Here is a 22,508-nt window from a genome sequence, read left to right as displayed (position 1 = left end):
ACAACCGTGCCCAACCCAGCCCTCCGTTCAGCGCATTCCGTGTGCGTGGTTATCCCGATGTACAACGGCGCCGCCAGTATCGAGCAAACGCTGGCATCCCTGGCCGACCAGACCCGCCTGCCCGATCACGTCATCGTCATCGATGACGGCTCCACCGATGACGGCCCGCAACGGGTCAGGGATTTCAAAGCGCCGTTTCGCCTGACGTTGCTGCAACAAGCCAACGAAGGCCAGTCCAGCGCGCGAAACCACGGCATGCGCCACAGCCAGGAGACGTTTGTGGCGATGCTGGATGCCGACGACCAATGGCGTCCGCAAAAGCTGGAGCTGCAACTGGCCCTGTATGACGAACTCACCCGTCAGGGCCGACCGGTGGGGCTGATCGACTGCTACGTGCAGGTCAATTACAGCGACGGCCGGCGGCAGATGGACAACCGCCTGAAGAACGGCATGCACTTCTACGATTTCATTCACGCCAATGTCGTTAATGGCGTGTCCGCCGCCCTGGTCAAGCGCGATGTGATCATGCAGCTCGGCGGTTTCGATGCTGGCCTGCGTTACAGCGAAGACCGCTTCATGTGGACACGAATCGCGGAAAACTGGGAAATCCACACGGTGCCGCAGGTGTTGCTGGAGCGTTCGATCAACAGCGGCAACATGACCGCGCAACCGAAAAAGTACTACCAGAACAAGATCCGTTTCATTGAGGTTTACCTCGCCCGTTACGCCGCACAGCTGAGCAAGCAGCAACAGATCGACTTCGTGCTGGGCAACCACACCGACTTTCTCAATACATTTTCCCGAGGCGGCGAGCATGTCGAAGTGATCGACGTGTACCAGCGCATGTTCCGGCATTCCTGGCAAACCCTGATCTTCGACCACGGTAAGCCGACGTTGCGCTACCTCTACGCCCGCGCCAAAACATTGCGCAAGCCAACGGTTTCAACCGCCGCTCATTGAACCGGTATCCGCCATGGCCAATCGTCGCCTCATCACACTGGGCTGGATATTCACCGAGAAATTCGGACTGATCTTCCTCTCGATGATTACCTTTGTTGCCTACGCCAGGCTGCTGTCGCCCGCCGAGTTGGGCGTGGGCACGATCATCATTGCCATCGTCGAATTGGTCGGTCTGGTGTATTCATCGGTGCTGGAAGACCCGCTGGTACGCCTCGAGCGCCTGGAGGAAAAACACATCAGCACGGCGTTCTGGGCGTCGGTCATCGTCAGCCTGTTGTCCATCGTGATGATTTCGGGCGCGGTGATGCTGTACACGCCGGACCCGTTGCTGCGATGGATGACGGCGGCGGCCTCGGTGAAAATCCTCTTCACCATGATGGCCCGGGTGTATGTGGCGCAAATGCGCCGCAGCGGCAATTTCAAGATGCTCGCGTCGCGTACGTTACTGGGCAAAGTCGTTGGCGGCGTCGGCGGCATCGCGGTTGCGCTGTGGGGGTTGGGGGCCTGGGCGGTGATTGCCCAGGCACTGATCATGGAGTTCGTGTCGATCATCGTGTTGATGCGCGCAGAGCCACGGCGCATAGCGTTTCATATAGACCTTCGGTTCTTGCGCGAACTGTTGAAGGCCGGCACTCCGGTTGCCATCAACGCACTGAGTTCTCAGACACTGCAGCGCGGGGTCAACGTGGTGCTGGGGATGACGGCCGGGGCGAACGCGGTCGGCATGTTCAACATGGCGATGCGCATCATCGATCTGCCACGCACGGCCATTTATAACGGCCTGCTCAGCTATGCGCTGCCGGTGTTCTCGCGACGCAGTGCCGAGCCGGGACGACTGCTCGGAATCCTTGGCGATTCCACCGCCGTCAGCGGCTTCGTGTTGACGCCGTTGTTCATCGGCATCGCGCTCACGGCCAACGACCTCATCCTGTTGATATTCGGCGCCAAGTGGGCCGAAGCCATTCCCCTGCTGCAAGTGCTGGCTTGCACAGTGGCCATTGGCAACACCGCCATGTACGCCACTACCGCACTGGTGGCGGTCAACCGCAGCCAGCTGACGATCAAGGCGGAAGTGCTCACCACCGTTCTGGCGCTGGCGCTGGTCTACGGCTTTGGCAGCGTTTATGGCGGCATGGCCGCCGCCATTGCCCTGTTGGCGCGGATGCTGATCATCACCCCCCTGCAAATCCGTGGACTCAATGCGGCCATCGGCTACGGCTGGCAGCGGTTCTTCGACTCCAATTACCGCAGCGTGACGGCCTCCCTGGTGATGGCCGCCACCGTCTCGTATGCGTCGGCACACTCAGGTTTGCAGGGCTACCTGCACCTGATCGGCAATGTTGTGATCGGCGCGCTGAGCTATGCCGTGACGTATAGCTTCATGCACCCGCGCTGGCCGCAAGAATTCAAATCGGTTTTTACCTCCCGCTGAATTCACTCCCTGAAACAGGAAGCCCGCACTATGCGCAAAACGACCTTGATTACCGGAGGGGCCGGCTACATTGGCTCACACACCGCGTTGGCACTGATCAATGCCGGTCACCCCGTGGTGGTGCTCGACAATTTGAGCAACAGCTGTCGAGAGTGCATCGAGCGTCTTGAGCAACTGACCTTGACGCGGGTCGATTTCATCCACGGCGATATCCGCGATGCGGCCCTGCTGGACGACATCTTCCAACGCTATGACATCGATGCCGTGGTGCATTTTGCCAGCCTCAAATCCGTTGAAGAAAGCGTGCGCAAGCCGTTGGATTACTACACCAACAACGTCGCCGGCACCCTTGAACTGTGTCGGGCGATGGCGCGCAATAACGTCTTTCAATTGGTCTTCAGCTCCTCGGCCACGGTCTACGGCGAGCCGACACAGATACCGATTGCCGAAGATTGCGGCACCGGCAAACCGGTCAATCCCTACGGCCGCACCAAGCTGATGATCGAGGAGTTGCTCACCGATCTGTGCCACTCCGACCCACGCTGGAGCATCGGTTTATTACGTTATTTCAACCCGATTGGCGCCCACGAAAGCGGAATGATCGGCGAAGATCCCCGAGGCCGTCCCAACAATCTGTTGCCGTGTCTGACCCAGGTCGCCATTGGCCGGATTGCCGAACTCACGGTGTACGGCAGCGATTACCCCACGGTGGACGGCACCTGCGTGCGCGACTACATCCACGTGGTCGACCTTGCCACCGGCCACCTCAAGGCACTGCTGGTGTTGCAGCGCAATAACGGCATCCATTTCTGGAACCTCGGCACCGGCGTGGGCTACAGCGTGCTGCAGATCATCCAGAGCTTTGAAGACATCACTGGCATCACCATTCCCTACCGCTTCGCCCCGCGACGCGAGGGTGACATCGCAAAATGCTGGGCCGACCCCGGCAAGGCTGGACGCGAGTTGGGCTGGACGGCGCAACGCGATTTGCAACAGATGATTGTCGATACGTGGCGGTGGCAGTCGTGTAATCCGCAGGGGTATCAGTCTTCCTTCGAAGTGCCAACGCTGACTGCAGTCAAATGAGCGTTAGAGGCGCTTTGCTGATCGCCCTGCTAGCGGTTTCGATGGCGGGCAACGCCGCTTCGACGCCGCCCGCTGTACCCACCACCGGGCTGGTGTTGTGGCTGGATGCGGCGGATCCGTCAACGATGACCCTGGACGGACAGAACCGTGTCCGGCATTGGAAAGACAAATCCGGCAAGGGCAATGATGCCAGCGTCGACGAGGCCATCGCGCCGCCACAGCGCATGGCGAACGCCCTGAATAGCCTTCCGGTGGTGCGTTTCACTGGTGAGTCGGGGTTTCTGGGTACGACCCTGCGCAGCGCCAAAGGCCCGGTGACGGTATTGATCGTGTCGCGCCGACTGCCCGAACAGGCCGGGAGTGACCCTTGGCAACGCTTGTTCAGTTCACGCCCGCAGCCGTCGCAAAACGATAACGTGCTGCCGAATATCGCCATCAGCCTGGCGCAGACCGACGCGTACGCGCCGACGGTGTCGGTGCTGGAGCTTTACGATGTGCCGATTGGCCCGTATGGGGTCGGTCGTAATGCCGTGGGCAATGCCGAAAACTTTCGTGGCGACATCGCCGAAGTACTGATCTACGACCGTGCCTTTGCCTCCCTCGCCGAGCGCCAGCAAGTCTTTCATTACCTGGCAAACAAGTGGTCAGTGGCCATCCCCAGCGTGGCCAATACCTGGACGCGCGTGGGGTCGCTAGGCCGGTTGCCGACGCGGAGTAATCCCGATCTGCCGCTGTCCGATCAGGCCAATGCCGGTCAGTGGACGCTCAACACGACCCTGTCGGACGAGTTCAATGGCACCGCCCTCGATCGCACCCGCTGGCACGTCAATAACGGCATCGGCAATGAATCGCTCGGACGTAAACCGGCGCTTTACTCGCCGAACAATGCCTTCGTCCGCGATGGCAACCTGAACATCGTCTTCCGCAAAGAAAGCTTGCCCGACAAGTACGTCAAACTCGGTTTCAAGGACTACACCTCAGCGATGGTTCGCACCCTTGAGCGCGGTTTTTACGGTTACTACGAAGCACGGGCCAAGCCGATGAACTCCGCTGGTTCCACCGCTTTCTGGCTGGCGTGGACGGGCATGATGGACAACGCCACCGAAATCGACATTTTCGAAATCGGCGGCAAAACCAAAAATGCCGCCCTCGACCGTTCGTACAACATGAACGCGCACTTGTGGGCCACGCCGCAAAGCAGCGAACACATCGCCGACGGCAGCATTTGGCTGAGTCCATGGCGCCTGGCGGAAGACTTCCATGTCTACGGCTTCGACTGGCAGCCCGACACCCTGCGCTGGTACGTCGATGGTGTGCTGGTGCGGGAATCGAAGAACAGCCACTTCTTCTTCCCCATGGAGATCGTCTTTGACAGTGAGGCGATGTGGAAGTGGTTTGGCATCGTCGATGACGCTGACCTGCCCTCCACCTTCGAAATCGACTACATCCACATGTGGCAACGCAGTCCATAGCCGTCTCATCAAACCGGGGGACGAATCGCCACGGCTTCAATCGCTTTCGCCTAGGGTCACGTTTCAGTGACCAGAGTCGTCAGTTTCAATCAGCGCGAAAAAGTCTGGAGCGCCCTATATGAACAACCGACGGCTGCAGGAACTGGATTTGCTGCGCTTCCTCGCCGCTATCGCCGTCGTGATTTTTCACTATGCGTTTCGCGGCTATGCAAAAGGCGACATGTCGACGATGCCCTATCCCTGGTTGGCCGAGCCTGCCAAATACGGTTATCTGGGCGTCGAACTTTTTTTCATGATCAGCGGATTTGTCATCCTGATGACCGCGTCGAGCAACAACCTCAGCGTATTTTTCATATCCCGCGTCGTGCGCCTCTGCCCGGCGTTCTGGGTGTGCTGCACGCTGACCTTTTTGTTCACGTTAGCCATCGGCCAGCCACGCTTCTCGGCCGATCTTTACCAATACTTGATCAACATGGCCTTTCTGAGCGAGATGCTGAATGTAGAACCGATCGATGGGGTGTACTGGTCGCTGTTTGTAGAAATAAAGTTCTACCTGATGATTTCCGTCCTGTTGAGCGTGAAGAAAATAGACAAAATCGAACCGTTCCTCGTGGCCTGGCTGCTGGTTTCTGCAACAGCGGAAATACTGGTGTTGGAAAAGCTACGCTCGCTATTGATCACTGATTACGCCGCCTACTTCATCGCCGGAGCCACGTTCTACCTGGCGTGGGTCAAAGGCTTTAACACAACCCGGGTTCTGCTCTTGCTGGGCGCGTTGGCGTTAGCCTGCTTTACCGCGATGGAGTGGGCCGAATCGATCGAATCCAAATACTCAACTGAATACAACCCGCTGATCGTATGCGGTCTGATCGGCCTGTTTTTCATCCTGTTCTACTTGATCACGACCAACCGAACGCCTGCGATCAGTCGGCGCAACTGGACGGTGTTGGGTGCGCTGACGTATCCGCTTTACCTGCTCCATCAAATGATCGGCTTCATGATCTTCAACATCGCTTACCCGGCGGTGAACCCGCACCTGCTGTTCTGGGGCACCATCATCCTCATGATTGCCGCGTCCTGGTTCATCAACAAGAAAATCGAAACGCCGATTGCCCGCTTCATCAAAAGATACCTTTCAATCTCCTTCAAACGTGTCAGAGCCGATTAGCCGGCTTCCTGCACCCCTATCTATCATGCCCCCGCCGCCCTCATCGAACCTTGCAGCGAAAACACCGTCCGAGCTAAAGCATCACTGCTTCCCGCTCGCCACGAGGTTTCCGTTTGAAAGCTGCCATCGTCAAAAAATACCGTTTGATCATCAAGACCCTGGGCTATGTCGGCTGGGCCTTGTTCTGGCTGTTGCTGTGGGACATCGCCGTCACGGTCGACTTCATGCTGTTTCTCAACGCCAAGCTGAATTTGCCGCTGATGCCCCTGACGTTATTGGGCTCGGCATTGATCGTGCTGATCAGTTTTCGTAACAGCAGCGCTTACAACCGCTGGTGGGAGGCGCGGACGCTGTGGGGTTCGATGATCAACAGTTCGCGCAGTTTTGCCCGGCAGGTGCTGACGTTGCTGGATGATCCCGGCACCGAGGTGAATCCGGTCAAGTCGACGTTGCTGCGCCGTCACGTTGCTTACGTCAATTGCCTTGCGGCGCATCTGCAAGGTTTGTCTTGCCCTGAGGAAGTCCGGGCGTTTATTCCTGCTGATGAGTTTGCGCGCAGCGGCACGACCAATAACTTCGCCAACGACATTCTCACCGGCTCCGCTGCGTTGTTGGCGCGGGAATACAAGGCCGGGCGTCTGGACAGCATTCGTCTGGCGCGGCTGGAATCGACGCTGGTGGATCTGTCGAACAGTCAGGGCGGTATGGAGCGGATCGCGAATACGCCGCTGCCCTACCCTTATGTGTATTTTCCGCGGCTGTTTATTTCGCTGTTCTGCCTGATCGTGCCGGTGGGCCTGGTGGAGTCGCTGGGCTGGTTCACGCCGCTGGCTTCGACCGTGGTCGGGTTTATGTTGCTGGCCATCGAGCGGATTGGCACCGATCTGCAAAGTCCGTTTCGCCACAGCGAGCATCAGATTCAGATGGAAGCGTTGTGCGAAACCATCGAGAAAAACCTGCAGTCGATGCAACGCGATTCGTTGGGCGACGTGCGCCGGCACGGTGAAATTGCTTGAACCCTGCTTAAACCGGCTGCGCTTTGCTAGCCGCGCAAGGGCCTGAACTGGCGCGGCCGGTGAACTCGAACGGCAGCACGACGTGGCGCTTGGGCAGCGGTTTCTTATCGATCAGCATGATCAGCATTTGCACGGCTTTCTCACCGAACGCCTCAGCGGGTTGCGAGATGGTCGTCAGGGGTGGATCGCAGTAGGCGGCCATCGGAATATCGTCGAAGCCCACCAGCGAAATGTCCTCAGGCACGCGCAAACCCGCTTGCTTGATAAGTTTCAAGGCACCGATGGCCATCTCGTCGTTTTCACAGAAAAGCGCAGTTGGCTTCGTGGCCATCGTGAGCATTTTCGAGGCGCCGACGAACCCGGCATTCAGGGTGAAATCGCCATGGCAGACCAACTCCTCGTCGAAACCGATTCCGGCTTCGCGCAAAGCGGCCTGATACCCGGCCAGTCGGTCGCGTGTCAGAGGACTGCTTCTTGAGCCTTTGATCAGCCCGATCCGCTGATGTCCCAGCGCGATAAGGTGTTCCGTCATCGCCTTGGCGGCCGCGAAATTATCCAGGCTGATGGTGGCGTGACGCCCGTCGCTGATGACTTCGCAGGCATTGACGATCGGCGGCAGATCCGCGCTCGAAGCCGCGGTATCAAAGGGATCAAACGCGCGCAGTTGAATCACGCCATCCGCCTGGTGGGCATACACCAGTTCGGCGAATTGCCGCTCGACGGCTTCTTGCCCTTGAGTATCGCAAAGCAGCAGCCGATACCCGGCCGCCTGCGCCGCCTTCTGCGCCCCACTGATCACCCGTGCGAAAAATGTATTGGCGATTGCCGGAACGAGGATCACCAGGTTGCCGGTTTTTCGCGAGCGAAACTGCACGGCCATCAGGTTCGGCCGGTAGTTGGCTTGTTCGACGGCAGCGTTGACCTTGTCGCGGGTTTCGGGGAGCACCCTTTCCGGTGATTTCAGTGTTCTGGACACCGTCGCCACGGATACACCTGCCAGTCGAGCAACCTCACGGATATTTGACACAAACGCCTCGCGTGTTCGGAAGATCGAGTGCGGCAGCTTACCGCACGTCGCGACAGGCGGAAATGTCCACTCCACATCGTCGCAGGATTTGACACTGCCGGAATTGAAGCCTAAATTTCCGGGCAGATGTAACCGGTTACATCATCATTCAATCATAGTGAACAATTACCCCATCGAGACGAGTGACATGAGTTCAGCAGGTCGAAAAATAAGAATGGGTTTTGTCGGCGGCGGTGAAGGCGCCTTCATTGCTCAGGCGCATCGGCAGGCGGCACGCCTGGATGGCCAGTTCGAGCTGGTCTGTGGTGCCTTCAGTCGCACGCCTGAAAATAACCAGCGCACCGCTGCAGCACTGGGTGTGCGTGCCCAGCGCTGCTACGACACCTGGCAGGCGATGCTCGATGCCGAAAGTGTGCTTGCGCCTGAGCAGCGCATGGAATTGCTGGTGATCGTCACGCCAAACCATCTGCATGCACCGATTGCCAGTAAAGCGCTGCGCGCCGGTTTCCATGTATTCAGTGAAAAACCTGCTGCGCTGGATCTTGCTGAACTGCAGTCGCTCCGACACGACGTCATCCACAGCGATCGAATCTACGGGCTGGCTCACACCTACCTCGGCTATGCGATGGTCTGGCAGGCCCGCGAAATGGTTCGCAGCGGTGTGATCGGCCGCCTGCGCAAGGTGCTGGTCGAATATCCTCAAGGCTGGCTCAGCGAAGATGTCTCCGGACGCGGCAATAAACAGGCGGACTGGCGAGATGATCCCGCGCAGTCCGGCATCGGTGGCTGCATCGGTGATATCGGCACTCACGCCTTCTCTCTCGCGGAGTTTGTCGCCGACCAGAAAATTCAGTACGTCAGCGCAATGCTCAGCGCTCACTTCGATAACCGTCAGCTGGATGACGACGCCTCGATGCTGTTCAAAATGGCCGATGGCGCCAGCGGCGTGTTGATCGCCAGCCAGGTCTGCGCGGGGGAGGAAAACCCGCTGAAGATCCGTCTCTACGGTGACAAAGGAGGGCTGGAGTGGCGCCAGGAATACCCGGCCAGCCTGATCCATCGCTCGATTGACCAGCCGATCCGCCTGTTGCGCTCAGGCGTCGGGCAACCCTGGTTGTGCGCCGACGCCTTAACGCGGATGCGCCTGCCCGCGGGGCATCCGGAGGGTTATCTCGAAGCGATGGCCAATCTTTATCGCGCACTGGCGCAATCGATTTTGCACAAAGTGCCTGGCCACGATGCGCCGGGCGTTCCCGGAATCAACGTTGGTTTACGCGGCATGGCGTTCATCGAGACGGCCATCGCCAACCATCGGGGTGACGCCAAGTGGAGCGAAATCCCCGACACCTACATCGCAGGAGAATCCTCAGATGAACGCTGAGTTGCGACAGACCAAAGGCATGCGCGGGCCGGGTATTTTTCTCGCCCAGTTCATGTCCAGCGAGAGCCCGTTCCATACGTTATCCGAGATCGCGCAATGGGCCGCTTCCCAAGGCTACAAGGCGATCCAGATACCGACCCTCGGCACGCAATTCATCGACCTTGAGCGAGCAGCCGAGAGTCAGGATTACTGCGACGAACTCATCGCCACCTGTGCGCGAGCCGGCGTGGTGATCAGCGAACTGTCGACGCACTTGCAAGGCCAGTTGGTCGCCGTGCATCCCGCGTTCGACGCCGTCTTCGACGACTTTGCCCCTGAACATTTACGCGGCCAGCCCAAGGCTCGCACAGAGTGGGCAATTTCCCAGCTCAAACTCGCCGCCCGGGCCAGCCAGCGCTTGGGCCTGACGGCTCACGCGACATTCTCCGGCGCCTTGCTCTGGCCGTTTCTGTACCCATGGCCGCAACGTCCGGTCGGGCTTGTCGATGAGGGGTTTGCCGAGTTGGCGCGGCGCTGGTTACCGATCCTCGATTGCTTTGAAGCAGCGGGCGTTGATCTCTGCTACGAGATCCATCCTGGGGAAGATCTGCACGACGGGGCCTCGTTCGAACGCTTTCTCGAAGCGGTGAATCATCACCCGCGCGCGGCGATTCTCTACGATCCAAGCCATCTGCTTTTACAACAAATGGACTACTTGGGTTTCATCGATCGCTATCACGAGCGCATCCGCATGTTCCACGTCAAGGATGCCGAGTTCCGTCCCGACGCCCGCTCCGGCGTGTACGGCGGGTATCAGGGCTGGATGGATCGGCCTGGCAGATTCAGATCGCTGGGCGACGGCCAGATCGATTTCAAGTCGATCTTCAGCAAATTGACCCAATACGATTTCAGCGGCTGGGCCGTGCTGGAATGGGAATGCTGCCTGAAGGACGCCGCCCAGGGCGCCGCAGAAGGCGCGGCATTCATAGAGCAACACATGATCAAGAAGACCGACAAGGCTTTCGACGATTTCGCCCGTGTGACGGCCGATCAGCAATCCAATCGACGACTGCTCGGCCTGGTCGATGACTGACGCCACAGCGGCTGGCCACTAACGTCTATCCAATAACGTCTATCCAATAAGAATAATAGGGTGACTGACATGCCTGGAATTAACGCGCGACTGAGCGCGATGATGTTTCTGCAATTTTTTATCTGGGGTGGCTGGTTCGTCACCCTCGGGACGTTCCTCACCACGACGCTGGCTGCCAGCGGCGGTCAGGTGGGCATGGCCTTCTCCACGCAATCGTGGGGAGCGATTTTCGCCCCGTTCGTGATTGGCCTGATTGCTGACCGCTTTTTCAACGCGGAACGCATTCTGGCGGTGCTGCATCTACTGGGCGCCGCCCTGCTCTACCGGCTCTATCTCGCTGATGATTTCAGCGCGTTTTACCCTTACGTCCTCGCCTACATGATGGTCTATATGCCGACCCTGGCATTGGTCAATGCCGTCGCGTTCAGGCAAATGAAAGATCCCGCGCTGGAGTTTTCGCGGATTCGCGTTTGGGGAACGATCGGCTGGATTATCGCCGGGCTGGTGATCAGCTTCGGCTTTGCCTGGGACTCTCAACAGGCAATCGCGCAGGGAGCGCTGCGCAACACGTTTCTGATGTCCGCCGTCGCCTCGTTGATCCTTGGTGTCTACAGCTTCACTTTGCCCGCGACCGCGCCGCTTGAGCACGGTGAAAATACCGGTGGGCTCAAACAGCTGCTGGGGGTGGAGGCTCTAGGTTTGCTGAAGGATCGAGGCTACCTGATCTTCTTCATCGCCTCGATTCTGATCTGTATTCCTCTGGCGTTTTACTACCAGAACGCCAATCCGTTTCTGTCCGAAATCGGTGTCGAAAACCCCACCGCAAAAATGGCCATCGGGCAGGTGTCCGAAGTGCTTTTCATGTTGCTGCTGCCGCTGTTCATCCATCGTTTCGGCATCAAAATCGCACTGTTGATCGGGATGTCGGCGTGGGCATTGCGGTATTTGCTGTTCGCCTATGGCAGTAACGGTGATCAAGCCATGATGCTGCTGGCCGGCATCGCTTTGCACGGCGTCTGCTATGACTTCTTTTTCGTCTCAGGGCAAATCTACACCGACGCCAAAGCCTCAGAGCGCTTTCGCAGTTCCGCGCAGGGACTCATTACACTGGCCACCTACGGCTTTGGCATGCTGATCGGATTCTGGGTTGCGGGTCAGGTGACCGACCACTTTTCGACAGCGGGCGTTCACGACTGGCGAAGCATCTGGCTGTTTCCGGCAGCCTTTGCCATCGCGGTGTTTATTTTGTTCTGGCTGACGTTCACCGGGCGGGGCGAGCGCGATATGAAACCTGCGATATAAGTGCGACCCGCCGATCGCTGCGCGTGCCAGCGGTGGTCAGACTTGATCGTCACTCGGGTCATAACTGTTCACATTGGGCACCTGCAGATGCAGGCGCCCAAGCAAGTCAACCAGCGTGTCGACCTCGCCCGGGGTCAATCCGCTGAGCAGACGCGACTCGCGCTCCAGCGCCACTTTAAGCACACGGTCATGCAGCTCCTTGCCGCTGGCCGTCAATCGCACGGTGTAACGCCGCGCGTCCTTGGGATCCAGCTGACTGGTGATCCGCCCCGCCTGCACCAGCAATTGAAATGCTCGCGCAAGCGCCCGAGTGCCGAGCTGGTCGCCGACTGCCCGAGATGTAATCGCTCAGCCGCGCGGCTGACGCTGCACTCACTTAACAAAGCGTCCAGCGCCACTAAAAGATTCAGATCGAGTCGTCGATAGCGCATGAAACGGTTCCTGGAAAAGTAGCAGGATCAAACCCGACTGATGGATGCTGCGATCGGAGTGCGCAGTGTCGGACGAAAGTGAGCATACTGGATCGTTCATGCTGTGAAACGAACGCTCGGCGACTTTTCATAAGCCCTCACCAGGATTCCCGACATGCGCCTCCCCGATTTCATCATTGAACATATCGAGCCTATTCTTCAGGCGTGGGAGGATTTCGCCAGAACCATCGAGACGCCCGGCGCGGCGCTGGATCGTGAAGCCTTGCGCGATCATGCCGGCCAGATGCTCGAAGCCATCGTTATAGATCTACGCACCCAACAGACACGCTCGGAACAAATCGCAAAATCTCTGGGGCATGGACCCAGCAGCGCTGAAGAGACGCCGGCCGAAACCCACGCCGTCACCCGGTTGATGGCGGGGTTTACCATCGATCAGATGGTCTCGGAATACCGGGCGTTGAGAACCAGCGTGCTCAATCAGTGGATGGTCAAAGTGAAGTCCGGCACGCCCTTCGATGCGGACGACATGAACCGCTTCCACGAAGCCATCGATCAGGCGCTCGCCGAATCCATTGCCAGTTATTCAAGAGCCGTGGACGCGTCGCGCAATATCTTTCTGGGCATCCTCGGCCATGATTTGCGCACACCGTTAGGCGCCATTCTGCTGGGTGCGGACAGCCTGCGCCGGTCTGCCGATGTCGGAGAACGCGGTACCCGACTGGCGAACCAGATTTTCACCAGCGTGAGACGCGCGAATCAGATTGTTGACGACTTGCTGGACTTGACCCGTTGCCAGATGGGGCCAGGCATTCCTGTTAAAAAAACGGCGTTGGATCTAGCGCCGCTGTGTGGACGCATCGTCGATGAAATACGAGCGTTTCACCCTGACGCCAACGTTGTTTTCACGGCGGAATCACCGGTTGCAGGCAAATTTGATGGGCCGCGTATGGAGCAGGTGTTCTCCAACATCATCGGCAACGCTGTCCAGCATGGCGATGTTCAGACGCCCATTGAAGTGCATCTGGCGGTCTCTGATCGCTCGGCAATCTTTACCGTGCACAACCGCGGAGAGCCTATTGCCGAGGATGTACTGCCGTTTATTTTCAATCCCATGGGGCGTTTTTCGCAACGCTCGGTCGTTGATCACCCGCCTTCCGAGGGGCTGGGTCTGGGGCTGTTCATCGCTTCCGAGATCGTCGCATCACATCAAGGAACAATCGAGGTTGTCTCCAACACCGAGCACGGCACCTCTTTTCTGGTGAAGGTGCCGCTCGACTGACGGCGAGTTCTACGCTTGCCCCCTCTAGCGCATGTGCAAAATGATCGGGCTGCTGCTGGCTGGATCAGTGTGTTCACGCAACTTGCCAACGGCTTGTGCATCAACAGCGCTGGCCTGATTGCCCCATGTGCTGCGCATGAATGTCAGCACCTCGGCGATCTGCTGATCCGACAACTGCTCACGGAATACCGGCATGCGATAGGCGTCCGGCACACCGGCAGCGACGATGCGCTGCGAGCCGTTCAAGGTGATGTTGATTGCCGAGGCGCTCTCTTTGGCCAGCGCAGAAGTGGCGCCTGCCAGCGGCGGCATCCATTGCGCTTGACCCTTGCCGTCGAGGCCGTGGCACGAGGCACACCGCGTGACGTAGGTGTGACCACCCGGCGAATCCAGACGCGTCGCTGCCGAATCTGCCTGGTATTGCCATGGCTGGCCGTCGCGCTGCGGGTCGCCAGGCAACGATTTGAGATAGCGGGCGATGGCCGTCAGATCTTCGTCGCTCATGAACTGCGTGGAGTTGTTGAACGCCTCGGTCATTGAGCCGTAGACCACCGCGTGGCGATTGCGACCGGTTTTGAGGAACTGGACGATTTCCGCCTCGCTCCATCGGCCCAGCCCGGTGTTGTGGTCATCACGCAGACTTGGCGCGTACCAGCCGTCCAGCAAGGCGCCCGCGAGGAACGGCGCAGCGGATTCATCCAGTGCCTTTTCGTTGAACGCCAGGCCGCGAGGCGTATGGCAACTGCCGCAGTGGCCGGCGCCCTGCACCAGGTAAGCGCCGCGATTCCACACTTCATCTTGAGACGATTTGGGCAGGTAGGATCCAGCGTCGACAAACACACCGTTCCACACGGCAATCGGCCAACGCAGGTTCAGCGGCCAGGGAATCGAGCTCGCAAGGTTCGCTTGTTTGACCGGCGCCACGCCTTTCATGAAGAACGCATACAGCGCACGCACATCGTCGTCACTGAGCTTGGCGTACGACGGATAGGGCATCGCCGGGTACAAACGGCGACTGTCAGGTGCCACGCCGTGACGCACGGCACGGTCGAAATCGGCCAGGCTGTAACGACCAATCCCGGTTTGAGGATCCGGGGTGATGTTGGTCGCGTGAATCGCGCCCAGCGGCGTGGCCATTTCCAGGCCGCCGGCGAACGGGGCCGCTCCCGGTACGCTGTGGCAAGCCACGCAATCGCTGAGCCTGGCGACGTATTCGCCCCGAGCCAGCAACGCCAGGTCGACGTCGGCGGCAGTGATCGTGTGATCTTCAAAAGGCGAGACAGGCTCGCGGGTGACATACCAGGCCAGCAAGCCTGCCGCGACCAGGCACGGCACTGCCAGCCAGCCAGCGGTTCTTGCGAATCGGCTGTTATTCATGGACGCTCCGGCGCTGTTCAAGTGAAGGTGTGTCGGCTCATGGGCAGGCTGCGAACCCGTTGCCCGGTCAGGGTTGCCACTGCGTTCGCCACGGCTGGCGCGACGGCGGGCAATGGCGGTTCGCCGATGCCGCCCATTTTTTCCCCGCTCTCGACGACACGCACATGCACCCGCGCCATCCGCGCAGGCGGCAGGATCGGGTACAAGTCGTAGTTGCGCGCGCGCGGTTTGCCATCCAGCCAAACGGCCTCTTCCACCAGTGTCTGCGACAGCCCCAACGCCACGGCGCCATTGACCTGCGCCTCGACAATCGCCGGATTGACGATGCTGCCCGGGTCAATCGCCTGCCAGATGTCATGCACTTTGACCTGGCCGTTTTCGATCGACACCTCGGCGATTACCGCCGTGTGCGTTCCGAACGGCGAAGCCATTGCCACGCCACGCGCACGGCGACTGCCGTCGTCGGCGGTAAACGGGCCGCGCTTCCAGCCACCTGATAACTCACCCGCCGCTTGCAGCAAAGTGGTCAAACGTTTGTTGTCGCGCAGCAAATGCAGGCGCAGTTCGAACGGGTCTTTACCGCCCTTATCGGCCAGTTCATCAAGGAACGATTCGTAGAAGAAGTCGTTGAGGGAATTGCCCACGGAACGCCAATAACCGAGCATCGCCGGGCCTTTGACGTAGATTTGCGCGATGCGCTTGTTGGCGATTGCATAGGATTTGCCCGACAACCCTTCAAGCGCGGTGGGGTCGAGTTTTTCGCCCTGCTTGCCAGCGAGGGCCTCGGTCGGGCCTTCGGTGGCACTGATCGCCTCGATTGCCAGCGGCCAGCCGTCCTTGTCCAGCGCGGCGCGGAAATTCACCGCCGCAACGGGGCGGAGCACGTCACGCAGAAACTCTTCCTCGCGACTCCAGATCAGTTTGACCGGGCGACCCACCGCTTTGGCCAACTCGATCGCCTGCGGATAAGGACTGGCAGAATCGTAGAGAAAATGCCGACCGAAGAAGCCCCCCAGCAGCGGCGAATGCAAGGTGATGCGCGACGGATCCAGACCGGTGCGCTTGGCGATGTCCGCGCGGAACATATCCGGCGCCTGATTGGGCAACCAGACCTCCAGCGAACCGTCCGGATTGAATCTGGCCAGCGCCGAGGGCGGCTCCAATTGACCGTGGTTGAGGTATTGATTGTGGTAAGTGGCGTCGATCCGCGTCTTGGTATCAGCAAGAATGGTCGCGACGTCGCCTTCATGTTCATCATCTTTGGCGGGGCTTTTATCTTCAGCGAGGCGCTTGAGCCAGGCATCGCTGGAAAAGTCGGCGGGCATCGGCCGGACTTTGCTGTCGGCTGATGGTTCTTGCCAGTCGACCTGAATCGCCTCGACCGCGCGTTTCGCGTGCCACCAGCGCTCGGCAACCACTGCCACGGCGCCCGGCAGACGGTGCACGGAATGCACGCCTTGCATCGCCTGGATCTGGTCTTCGTTGCGCAGCTTGCCCACCGTCATGCCCAAACGCGGCGCATGCTGAACGGCGGCGTGCAGCATGTCGTCGACCTTCAGATCGATGCAGTACACAGCCTTGCCCGTGGACTTGTCATAGGCATCAAGGCGCTTCACCGGTTTGCCGATCCAGCGGAACTGGCTCGGATCTCGCAGTGTTATTGAGGCGGGATCGGGAACCGGCAAATCCATCGCACGCCCGGCCAATTCGCCGTAGGTCAACGACCGGCGCGACGCGGCATGCAGGACTTTACCGGGTTCGGTCGTCAGCTCGCCGACCGGCACGCCGAGTTTTTCCGCGCCGGCCTGCAACAGCATGGCGCGGGCCAGTGCGCCGAGGCGGCGCATCACCGGGTAACTCATGCGCACCGACATGCTGCCGCCGGTGATGCGCATGCCGTTCTCCAAAACCACGTAGGCTTCACCGGGCGGTGCGGCTTCGACGAGGAAGGTCGCCGGGTCGGCATCGAGTTCTTCACCGACAATTTGCGCCATCGCGGTGAACGTGCCCTGCCCGCCTTCCATAAACGGGCACAGCAGACGCACGCGGTTGTCCGGACGAATTTCCAGAAACGCCGGAACCTGCGTGCCACGCGCGGCAGTCGCCGCAGCCGTTGCGGCCTGCACGCGGGTCGAACCGAGCGGCAGACCGAAGCCAAGCACCAACGCACCGACGGCGGTACCGGTCAGAAAACGTCGGCGCGAGACATTGATCGGCTCGTGCAGCGCGAACGCGGATGCCTCACTGGACGGATCGATACGGATGCTCATCAGGCGTCCCTCTTGCCGGCCAGCTCATGCACGGCGGCATGAATGGCGTTGTAGGTGCCGCAGCGGCACAGATTGACCATCGCCGCGTCGATTTGCGCGTCACTTGGCTGCGGGTTTTGCTTGAGCAACGCCGTGGCGGCCATGACCTGCCCCGACTGACAGTAACCACACTGGGCCACTTGGAGATCGACCCAGGTCGAGACCACCCGTTTGCCGACTTCGTCAGCCTCGATGGCTTCAATGGTGGTGATTTCGCGGCCGACCACGCCGGCCACCGGCGTCACGCACGAACGCACCACATTGCCGTCGACCAGCACGGAACAGGCGCCGCACTGCGCCAGTCCGCAGCCGTACTTGGTGCCGGTCATGCCGAGGTCATCGCGGATCACCCACAGCAAGGGCGTATCGGCGTCGGCATCGACCTGATAGGTCTTCTGGTTGATTCGTAGTTCCATGGCTCACCCGCTCTATCATCGGTTGACGTGCATTGTTATGAACGGTGACGCGCGGCGAGGCGCATCCCCGGTAAAGCGTGTCTGTGGTTTAGCTTGCCGCTTCTGCTTCGATTGGTTGCCCGCGCAGCAGCGCCATGTCGCGACTGGGCGCGGTACCGAACAGGCGGCCATATTCACGGCTGAACTGCGAAGGACTTTCGTAACCGACCGCAAACGCCGCGCGCGAAACGTCCAGACGCTCGACCAGCATCAGCCGACGCGCCTCGTTGAGCCGCAGCCACTTCTGGTACTGCAGCGGGCTCATGCCGGTCAGTTGGCGGAAATGCAGGTGAAAAGTCGGCGCACTCATCTGCACGCGTGCGGCCAGATCGTCGATGCGCAGTGCAACGGTGTAGTTGAGTTTCAGCCAGTCGATGGCTTTGGCGATGCGATAGCCCTGACCATCCACCGCAGTGATCTGCCGCAGGCGTGAACCTTGATCGGTATTGAGGAGCCGGTAATGGATTTCGCGCAGGATCAGCGGCGCCAGCACCGGGATCGCCTCGGGTTCATCAAGCAGGGCCAACAGCCGATCAAGCGCGCCTTCCAGCGCCGAGGACACATTGCCAATGCCGGCGCCGGTGCCTGTGGATGGCTGCCGCTTGGCGGGCAAGCCACTTTTGGTGATGACCTCGGCGAGCATGCCGATGTCCAGTTTCAACACCAGACCGACACAGGGCTGCTCAGGGCTGGCGAGCAGCACTTCGGAGTTGGCGGGTAAATCCAGCGACGTGACCAGAAACCGCGAAGGGTCGTAACGATAACCCTCCCCTCCGACCCACAAGCGTTTCTCGCCACGGCCGACCAGAATCAGGCTCGGTTCGATCATGCACACGGCAGGTGGCGCTGGCTGGTCGCGGCGAAACAGCGACAGCCCGGGTATGCAGGTCGCGAAGTCACCCGCTGCGCTGATGCGCGGGTCAATCTGCAACGCTAACGGCGATTCATGGCGATGGGGGATGTGGATCATGGTCGGTCACTCCTGTTGACCGAACTGTAGTCCGCGCAACCGAGCTTTCCTATCCACAACCCTGCATCCTCAGAGGATCAGGCAAGCATTCAAGAGGAATGCACTAGAGCAGCGGCGGATCGACCGGGAGAATGTGTCGAACTGTTACAGGGGCATGCCCTTGCAGGCATCCATCGCTTCAACCCCTGCGCATCACCTCCTACGCTTTTCGCGCAACACAGGTAGTTTCCATGACAACCCCTCTTTCCGATCCTTCTACAAAGAAAAGCGGCTGGAGCGCCGTGCTGGCTATGTCCCTGGCCGCGTTCGCTCTGGTCGCTTCAGAATTCATGCCGGTCAGCCTGCTGACGCCGATTGCCGCCGATTTGCACATTACCGAAGGCCAGGCGGGTCAGGGCATTTCCGTGTCCGGTGCGTTCGCGTTGATCACCAGCCTGCTGATTGCAAGCATCGCTGCCCGCGTTGAACGCAAGAAATTGCTGTTGAGTCTGACCTTGCTGATGATCGTGTCAGGCACGATCGTCGCGCTCGCGCCGGGGTATCCGTCATTCATGATCGGACGTGCCTTGATCGGCATCGCCATCGGTGGTTTCTGGTCATTGTCGGCGGCGACGGCCATGCGCCTGGTAGCGCCTGATCAAGTATCGCGCGCACTGGCCATGGTCAACGGTGGCAACGCGCTCGCAACGGTGATCGCCGCCCCGGCGGGCGCCTTCCTCGGTTCGTTGATCGGCTGGCGCGGTGCGTTTTTTTGTGTGGTGCCGGTGGCAGCGCTGGCCGCGGTGTGGTTGATGATCAGCCTTCCGTCCTTCAAGGCCGAACGCAAGGCCGGCGGCGCCAACGCCCTGCAACTGATGCGTCAGCCGCCCGTGGCCTTGGGCATGATCGCCGTCAGCGTGTTTTTCATGGGCCAGTTCATGTTGTTCACTTACCTGCGCCCGTTCCTTGAGGGCGTCACCCGCGTCAGTGTTTCAACACTGTCTTTGATGCTGTTGGGGCTGGGACTCGCAGGGTTTATCGGCACCTTTCTGATCGAAAGATTCATGGGCCGCGGCCTCTACCGCACGCTCACGGTTATCCCGTTGATCATGGCCGGCATCGCGTTGGCGCTGGTGAACTTCGGCGAGTCGGCAATGCTGACGGCCGTGCTGCTCGGACTATGGGGATTGGTCGCCACGGCCGCGCCGGTCGGCTGGTGGACATGGCTGGCGCAGACGCTGCCGGATGATGCGGAAGCCGGTGGCGGCATGCTGGTGGCGATTGTTCAACTGGCGATCGCCGGCGGCGCCATTGTCGGCGGTTTGGCCTTTGATCTGAGCGGCTACAAAGCCACATTCGAGTTGAGCGCTGCCGTGTTGGTCGTCGCGTCCGTACTCGCGTGGCTGGCGGGTCGCGCAGCCACTGAAGTGCATTTTGCCGAATCGAACGCGACGGCCTGACGTGGTCAGAACGCCGGCACTACATCGCCGTGATAACGCTCAAGAATGAACTGCTTCACTTGCGGCGAGTTAAGCAATGCGCCGAGCTTCTGCACCGCCGGCGCGTTGGCCTTGTCGCGGCGCACGTACAGGTAATTGGCGTACGGCGATTCTGAGCTTTCGATAAACAGCGCATCTTTGTGCGGCACCAGTTTGGCTTCCAGCGCGTAGTTGGCGTTGATCAGAGCCAGATCGACCTGATTCAACACGCGCGGCAGCATCGCCGCTTCAAGCTCTTGAAACTTCAGGTGCTTGGGATTGCTGACGATGTCCAGGCGCGTCGCCATGATGTTGTCAGGGTCTTTGAGGGTGATCAGGCCTTGTTTGGCGATCAGCAACAGCGCACGACCGGAGTTGGTCGGGTCGTTGGGAATGGCAATGGTCGCGCCATCCTTGAGTTCGCTGATGTTGTTGATCTTCTTCGAATAGGCGCCGAACGGTTCGATGTGTACCGCGACGACGGGCACCTGATCGCTGCTCGGGCGATCCTTTTTGTAGGCTTCGTAATACGGTTTGCTCTGGAAGTAATTGGCGTCGAGCAAACCTTCATCCGTCTGCCGGTCGGGCTGAATGTAGTCAGAGAAGACTTTGACGTCGAGCGTCACGCCTTCTTTTGCCAGCTGAGGTTTCAGGAACTCGAGAATCTCGGCATGGGGCACGGGCACCACAGCAATTTTCAAAGTTTCCGCATAGGCAGAACCCATGGCGGCGACCAGCAGTGCGACGGAGAGCGCGACACGTTTCACGATAGTTTTCCTTCGAAGCGTTTCAGGGAGAAAGAGGACAGATCCAGGTCGGTCGAGCCACGCATGCACCACTGTGCAAACGCCTCGCCCAGTGCCGCGGAATGCTTGAAGCCATGGCCCGAACACGCCGACACGAACAGCGTGTGTTGCAGCGACGGATGCTCGTCGATGATGAAGTGGCGATCCGGCGTGACGGTGTAGGCGCAGACGGCGGACTTGCTGACCTTCGCGGTGACGCCGGCGATGCGCTTGTGTACTTGCTGCTCGTACATGTCCTGCGCTTCGGCTGCTGAAACCGTGCGGTCGATGGCCTGCGGCGCCGATGCGGTGTGGTACTGCGCGGTGGCGATTTTCAAACTGCCCTCGCCGGGTAATGCGGGGAAGCCGTAGTTGATTTTGTCGTCGCCACGGCCGTGGGTCAGGATAAACGTCGGTGAATGGCCCACCAGTCCGGCGTTCTCTTCCAGTTCGAACCAGAACAGTTTCTGCCGGTACACACTGAGCAGATTTTCAAACGGTTTGCCGAGCAACTCGCCGCTCCAGTTGCCTGCGCTGATCACCAGTTTGTTGGCAAACAGCGTGCGCCGGTCGGTGGTAACGGTGACACCGTCCGCGTCCGAGGTGATTGCGGTGACGGTCTCGCCTTTATAAAGCGTCGCCCCGTGCTGCTCGGCCAGTATGAGCTGCACATCGATGCAGCGCTCCGGACGTACGAAGCCGCCACCGGGTTCGAAATAACCGATGGCCGTGTCGTGCACGTTGGCGAATTGAGGAAAGCGCTGGCGAATCTGCTCGGCGGACAAGACTTCGTGCTCGATGCCGTAGGTCTGCGCCAGACCGATGGTGCGCAAGGTGAAGTCGCTCTGATCTGCAGGATCGAACTCGGCGCTCGACGTCAGCACCAGCAATCCGGCCTGCTCGAACAGTGACTCACCCGACAACGCCTCAAGCTCACGCCAGATGCGATGCGAATTTCGCACGATCGGTACATATTGCGCGCCCTCGCCAACCGAAAGCCTTGTGATTCGGGTATCGCCATGACTGGAGCCGAGGTTATGCGGCGGGTGATGACGATCAATTCCGACGACGTTCACCCCCGCTTTCGCCAACTGGTAAACCGTGGCGGCGCCCATCGCGCCCAAGCCTAAAACCAGCACCTCACATCGCTCGGACATAAATAGTCACCGATCAAAAAGGCGCCAGTTGAGCGATAAAAGAATAAGAATTCCAAGATTAAAAAAGCATATCCATATAGCTCGACGCGTCCGCCGACGGCTCTGGATCGGGCTACCGGGTGGTTATTCGTCGCATTTACAACCTGGCGAAAATGATTTACGCCTTACGGCGCGACATTCAATGTCTGTCACAAATCACAATCAAGCTGACATAACAGCGTTTTTTTGCGTATTTCGACAGACATTTCAGCGTCTAAGCTTCACCTCAGGCATGAGCCAAAACCGCGAACTACGCTTCACGGTGAAATTTGTGATTTAACTAGGTAGTTACCTAACTATATAATGCGCGCCTCATTTCAACGGGACACTCAA

19 protein-coding genes and 1 pseudogene are annotated in these 22,508 nt (G+C 59.5%); 11 read left to right on the top strand and 9 right to left on the bottom strand.

From position 1 onward, the window contains the following. The first annotated feature begins 6 nt into the window (after positions 1-6). From ACP3TY_RS11600 to ACP3TY_RS11575, 6 genes are all read left to right on the top strand, one after another. The gene (locus ACP3TY_RS11600) at positions 7-960 is read left to right on the top strand and encodes a glycosyltransferase family 2 protein (RefSeq protein WP_159811782.1); all 954 of its coding nucleotides are present in this window, start codon (positions 7-9) and stop codon (positions 958-960) included. A gap of 13 nt (positions 961-973) precedes the next feature. Then, positions 974-2,392 carry an oligosaccharide flippase family protein gene (locus ACP3TY_RS11595; protein ID WP_426620021.1) on the top strand — a complete coding sequence of 473 codons (1,419 nt, stop codon included), beginning with the start codon at positions 974-976 and terminating at the stop codon, positions 2,390-2,392. A 30-nt stretch (positions 2,393-2,422) separates the two neighbouring features. Then, the gene (gene galE / locus ACP3TY_RS11590) at positions 2,423-3,478 is read left to right on the top strand and encodes a UDP-glucose 4-epimerase GalE (RefSeq protein ID WP_426620020.1); all 1,056 of its coding nucleotides are present in this window, start codon (positions 2,423-2,425) and stop codon (positions 3,476-3,478) included. Continuing rightward, the gene (locus tag ACP3TY_RS11585) at positions 3,475-4,950 is read left to right on the top strand and encodes a family 16 glycosylhydrolase (protein WP_426620019.1); all 1,476 of its coding nucleotides are present in this window, start codon (positions 3,475-3,477) and stop codon (positions 4,948-4,950) included. The genes galE and ACP3TY_RS11585 overlap by 4 nt, the downstream gene beginning before the upstream one ends. Before the next feature lie 118 nt (positions 4,951-5,068). Then, positions 5,069-6,118, top strand: coding sequence for an acyltransferase family protein (locus ACP3TY_RS11580; RefSeq protein ID WP_426620018.1), 1,050 nt, complete (start codon positions 5,069-5,071; stop codon positions 6,116-6,118). Between the two features lie 113 nt (positions 6,119-6,231). After that, positions 6,232-7,134 (top strand): bestrophin family protein, encoded by a 903-nt coding sequence (locus tag ACP3TY_RS11575; protein WP_426620017.1) that lies wholly within the window; start codon positions 6,232-6,234, stop codon positions 7,132-7,134. A gap of 7 nt (positions 7,135-7,141) precedes the next feature. Here the strand turns inward: ACP3TY_RS11575 and ACP3TY_RS11570 are convergent, their stop codons facing one another. Continuing rightward, complete coding sequence (locus ACP3TY_RS11570; protein WP_426620016.1) at positions 7,142-8,161, bottom strand: LacI family DNA-binding transcriptional regulator; 1,020 nt, start codon at positions 8,159-8,161, stop codon at positions 7,142-7,144. A 187-nt stretch (positions 8,162-8,348) separates the two neighbouring features. Here ACP3TY_RS11570 and ACP3TY_RS11565 point away from each other — a divergent pair, with 187 nt between their 5' ends. From ACP3TY_RS11565 to ACP3TY_RS11555, 3 genes are all read left to right on the top strand, one after another. Further along, positions 8,349-9,542: a Gfo/Idh/MocA family protein gene (locus ACP3TY_RS11565; protein WP_426620015.1), complete on the top strand. Its 1,194-nt coding sequence runs from the start codon at positions 8,349-8,351 to the stop codon at positions 9,540-9,542. A 19-nt stretch (positions 9,543-9,561) separates the two neighbouring features. Beyond that, positions 9,562-10,614: a sugar phosphate isomerase/epimerase family protein gene (locus ACP3TY_RS11560; RefSeq protein ID WP_426620463.1), complete on the top strand. Its 1,053-nt coding sequence runs from the start codon at positions 9,562-9,564 to the stop codon at positions 10,612-10,614. Between the two features lie 69 nt (positions 10,615-10,683). Next, positions 10,684-11,916 carry a nucleoside permease gene (locus ACP3TY_RS11555; RefSeq protein WP_426620462.1) on the top strand — a complete coding sequence of 411 codons (1,233 nt, stop codon included), beginning with the start codon at positions 10,684-10,686 and terminating at the stop codon, positions 11,914-11,916. A 36-nt stretch (positions 11,917-11,952) separates the two neighbouring features. Here ACP3TY_RS11555 and ACP3TY_RS11550 read toward each other — a convergent pair whose 3' ends face one another. Together ACP3TY_RS11550 and ACP3TY_RS11545 are read right to left on the bottom strand one after the other, a co-directional pair. Next, a complete protein-coding gene (locus tag ACP3TY_RS11550) occupies positions 11,953-12,201 on the bottom strand; it encodes a MarR family winged helix-turn-helix transcriptional regulator (protein ID WP_282352033.1) in 249 nt (82 codons plus the stop codon). After that, positions 12,201-12,347 (bottom strand): annotated as a pseudogene (locus ACP3TY_RS11545) (LysR family transcriptional regulator); the annotation flags it as partial. The pseudogene ACP3TY_RS11545 and the gene ACP3TY_RS11550, both read right to left, overlap by 1 nt. A 154-nt stretch (positions 12,348-12,501) precedes the next feature. Between ACP3TY_RS11545 and ACP3TY_RS11540 the strand changes: the two are divergent. Continuing rightward, positions 12,502-13,626 (top strand): ATP-binding protein, encoded by a 1,125-nt coding sequence (locus ACP3TY_RS11540; protein WP_426620014.1) that lies wholly within the window; start codon positions 12,502-12,504, stop codon positions 13,624-13,626. A 24-nt stretch (positions 13,627-13,650) separates the two neighbouring features. Here the strand turns inward: ACP3TY_RS11540 and ACP3TY_RS11535 are convergent, their stop codons facing one another. From ACP3TY_RS11535 to ACP3TY_RS11520, 4 genes are all read right to left on the bottom strand, one after another. Continuing rightward, entirely contained in the window at positions 13,651-15,003 is a 1,353-nt protein-coding gene (locus ACP3TY_RS11535) for a c-type cytochrome (protein ID WP_426620013.1), read from the bottom strand. A 17-nt stretch (positions 15,004-15,020) separates the two neighbouring features. Then, positions 15,021-17,273 (bottom strand): molybdopterin cofactor-binding domain-containing protein, encoded by a 2,253-nt coding sequence (locus ACP3TY_RS11530; RefSeq protein WP_426620012.1) that lies wholly within the window; start codon positions 17,271-17,273, stop codon positions 15,021-15,023. Continuing rightward, positions 17,273-17,728: a (2Fe-2S)-binding protein gene (locus ACP3TY_RS11525; RefSeq protein WP_053120137.1), complete on the bottom strand. Its 456-nt coding sequence runs from the start codon at positions 17,726-17,728 to the stop codon at positions 17,273-17,275. The genes ACP3TY_RS11530 and ACP3TY_RS11525 overlap by 1 nt, the downstream gene beginning before the upstream one ends. An 88-nt stretch (positions 17,729-17,816) precedes the next feature. Then, entirely contained in the window at positions 17,817-18,737 is a 921-nt protein-coding gene (locus ACP3TY_RS11520; RefSeq protein WP_053120135.1) for an AraC family transcriptional regulator, read from the bottom strand. Positions 18,738-18,967: 230 nt separating this feature from the next. Here ACP3TY_RS11520 and ACP3TY_RS11515 point away from each other — a divergent pair, with 230 nt between their 5' ends. Next, positions 18,968-20,176 (top strand): MFS transporter, encoded by a 1,209-nt coding sequence (locus tag ACP3TY_RS11515; protein ID WP_426620011.1) that lies wholly within the window; start codon positions 18,968-18,970, stop codon positions 20,174-20,176. Between the two features lie 5 nt (positions 20,177-20,181). On the opposite strand, the gene ACP3TY_RS11510 is transcribed toward ACP3TY_RS11515, so the two are convergent. Then, entirely contained in the window at positions 20,182-20,961 is a 780-nt protein-coding gene (locus ACP3TY_RS11510; protein ID WP_156316147.1) for a MetQ/NlpA family ABC transporter substrate-binding protein, read from the bottom strand. After that, complete coding sequence (gene solA / locus ACP3TY_RS11505) at positions 20,958-22,136, bottom strand: N-methyl-L-tryptophan oxidase (protein WP_426620010.1); 1,179 nt, start codon at positions 22,134-22,136, stop codon at positions 20,958-20,960. Before solA ends, ACP3TY_RS11510 begins: the two co-directional genes overlap by 4 nt. Positions 22,137-22,508: the final 372 nt, after the last annotated feature.

Source organism: Pseudomonas rustica, assembly GCF_049959085.1.
In the GTDB taxonomy this organism is placed as follows: Bacteria; Pseudomonadota; Gammaproteobacteria; order Pseudomonadales; family Pseudomonadaceae; genus Aquipseudomonas; species Aquipseudomonas rustica.
Note: the sequence above shows the minus strand (reverse complement) of the source record. Positions and strands in the feature narration are given on the sequence as shown.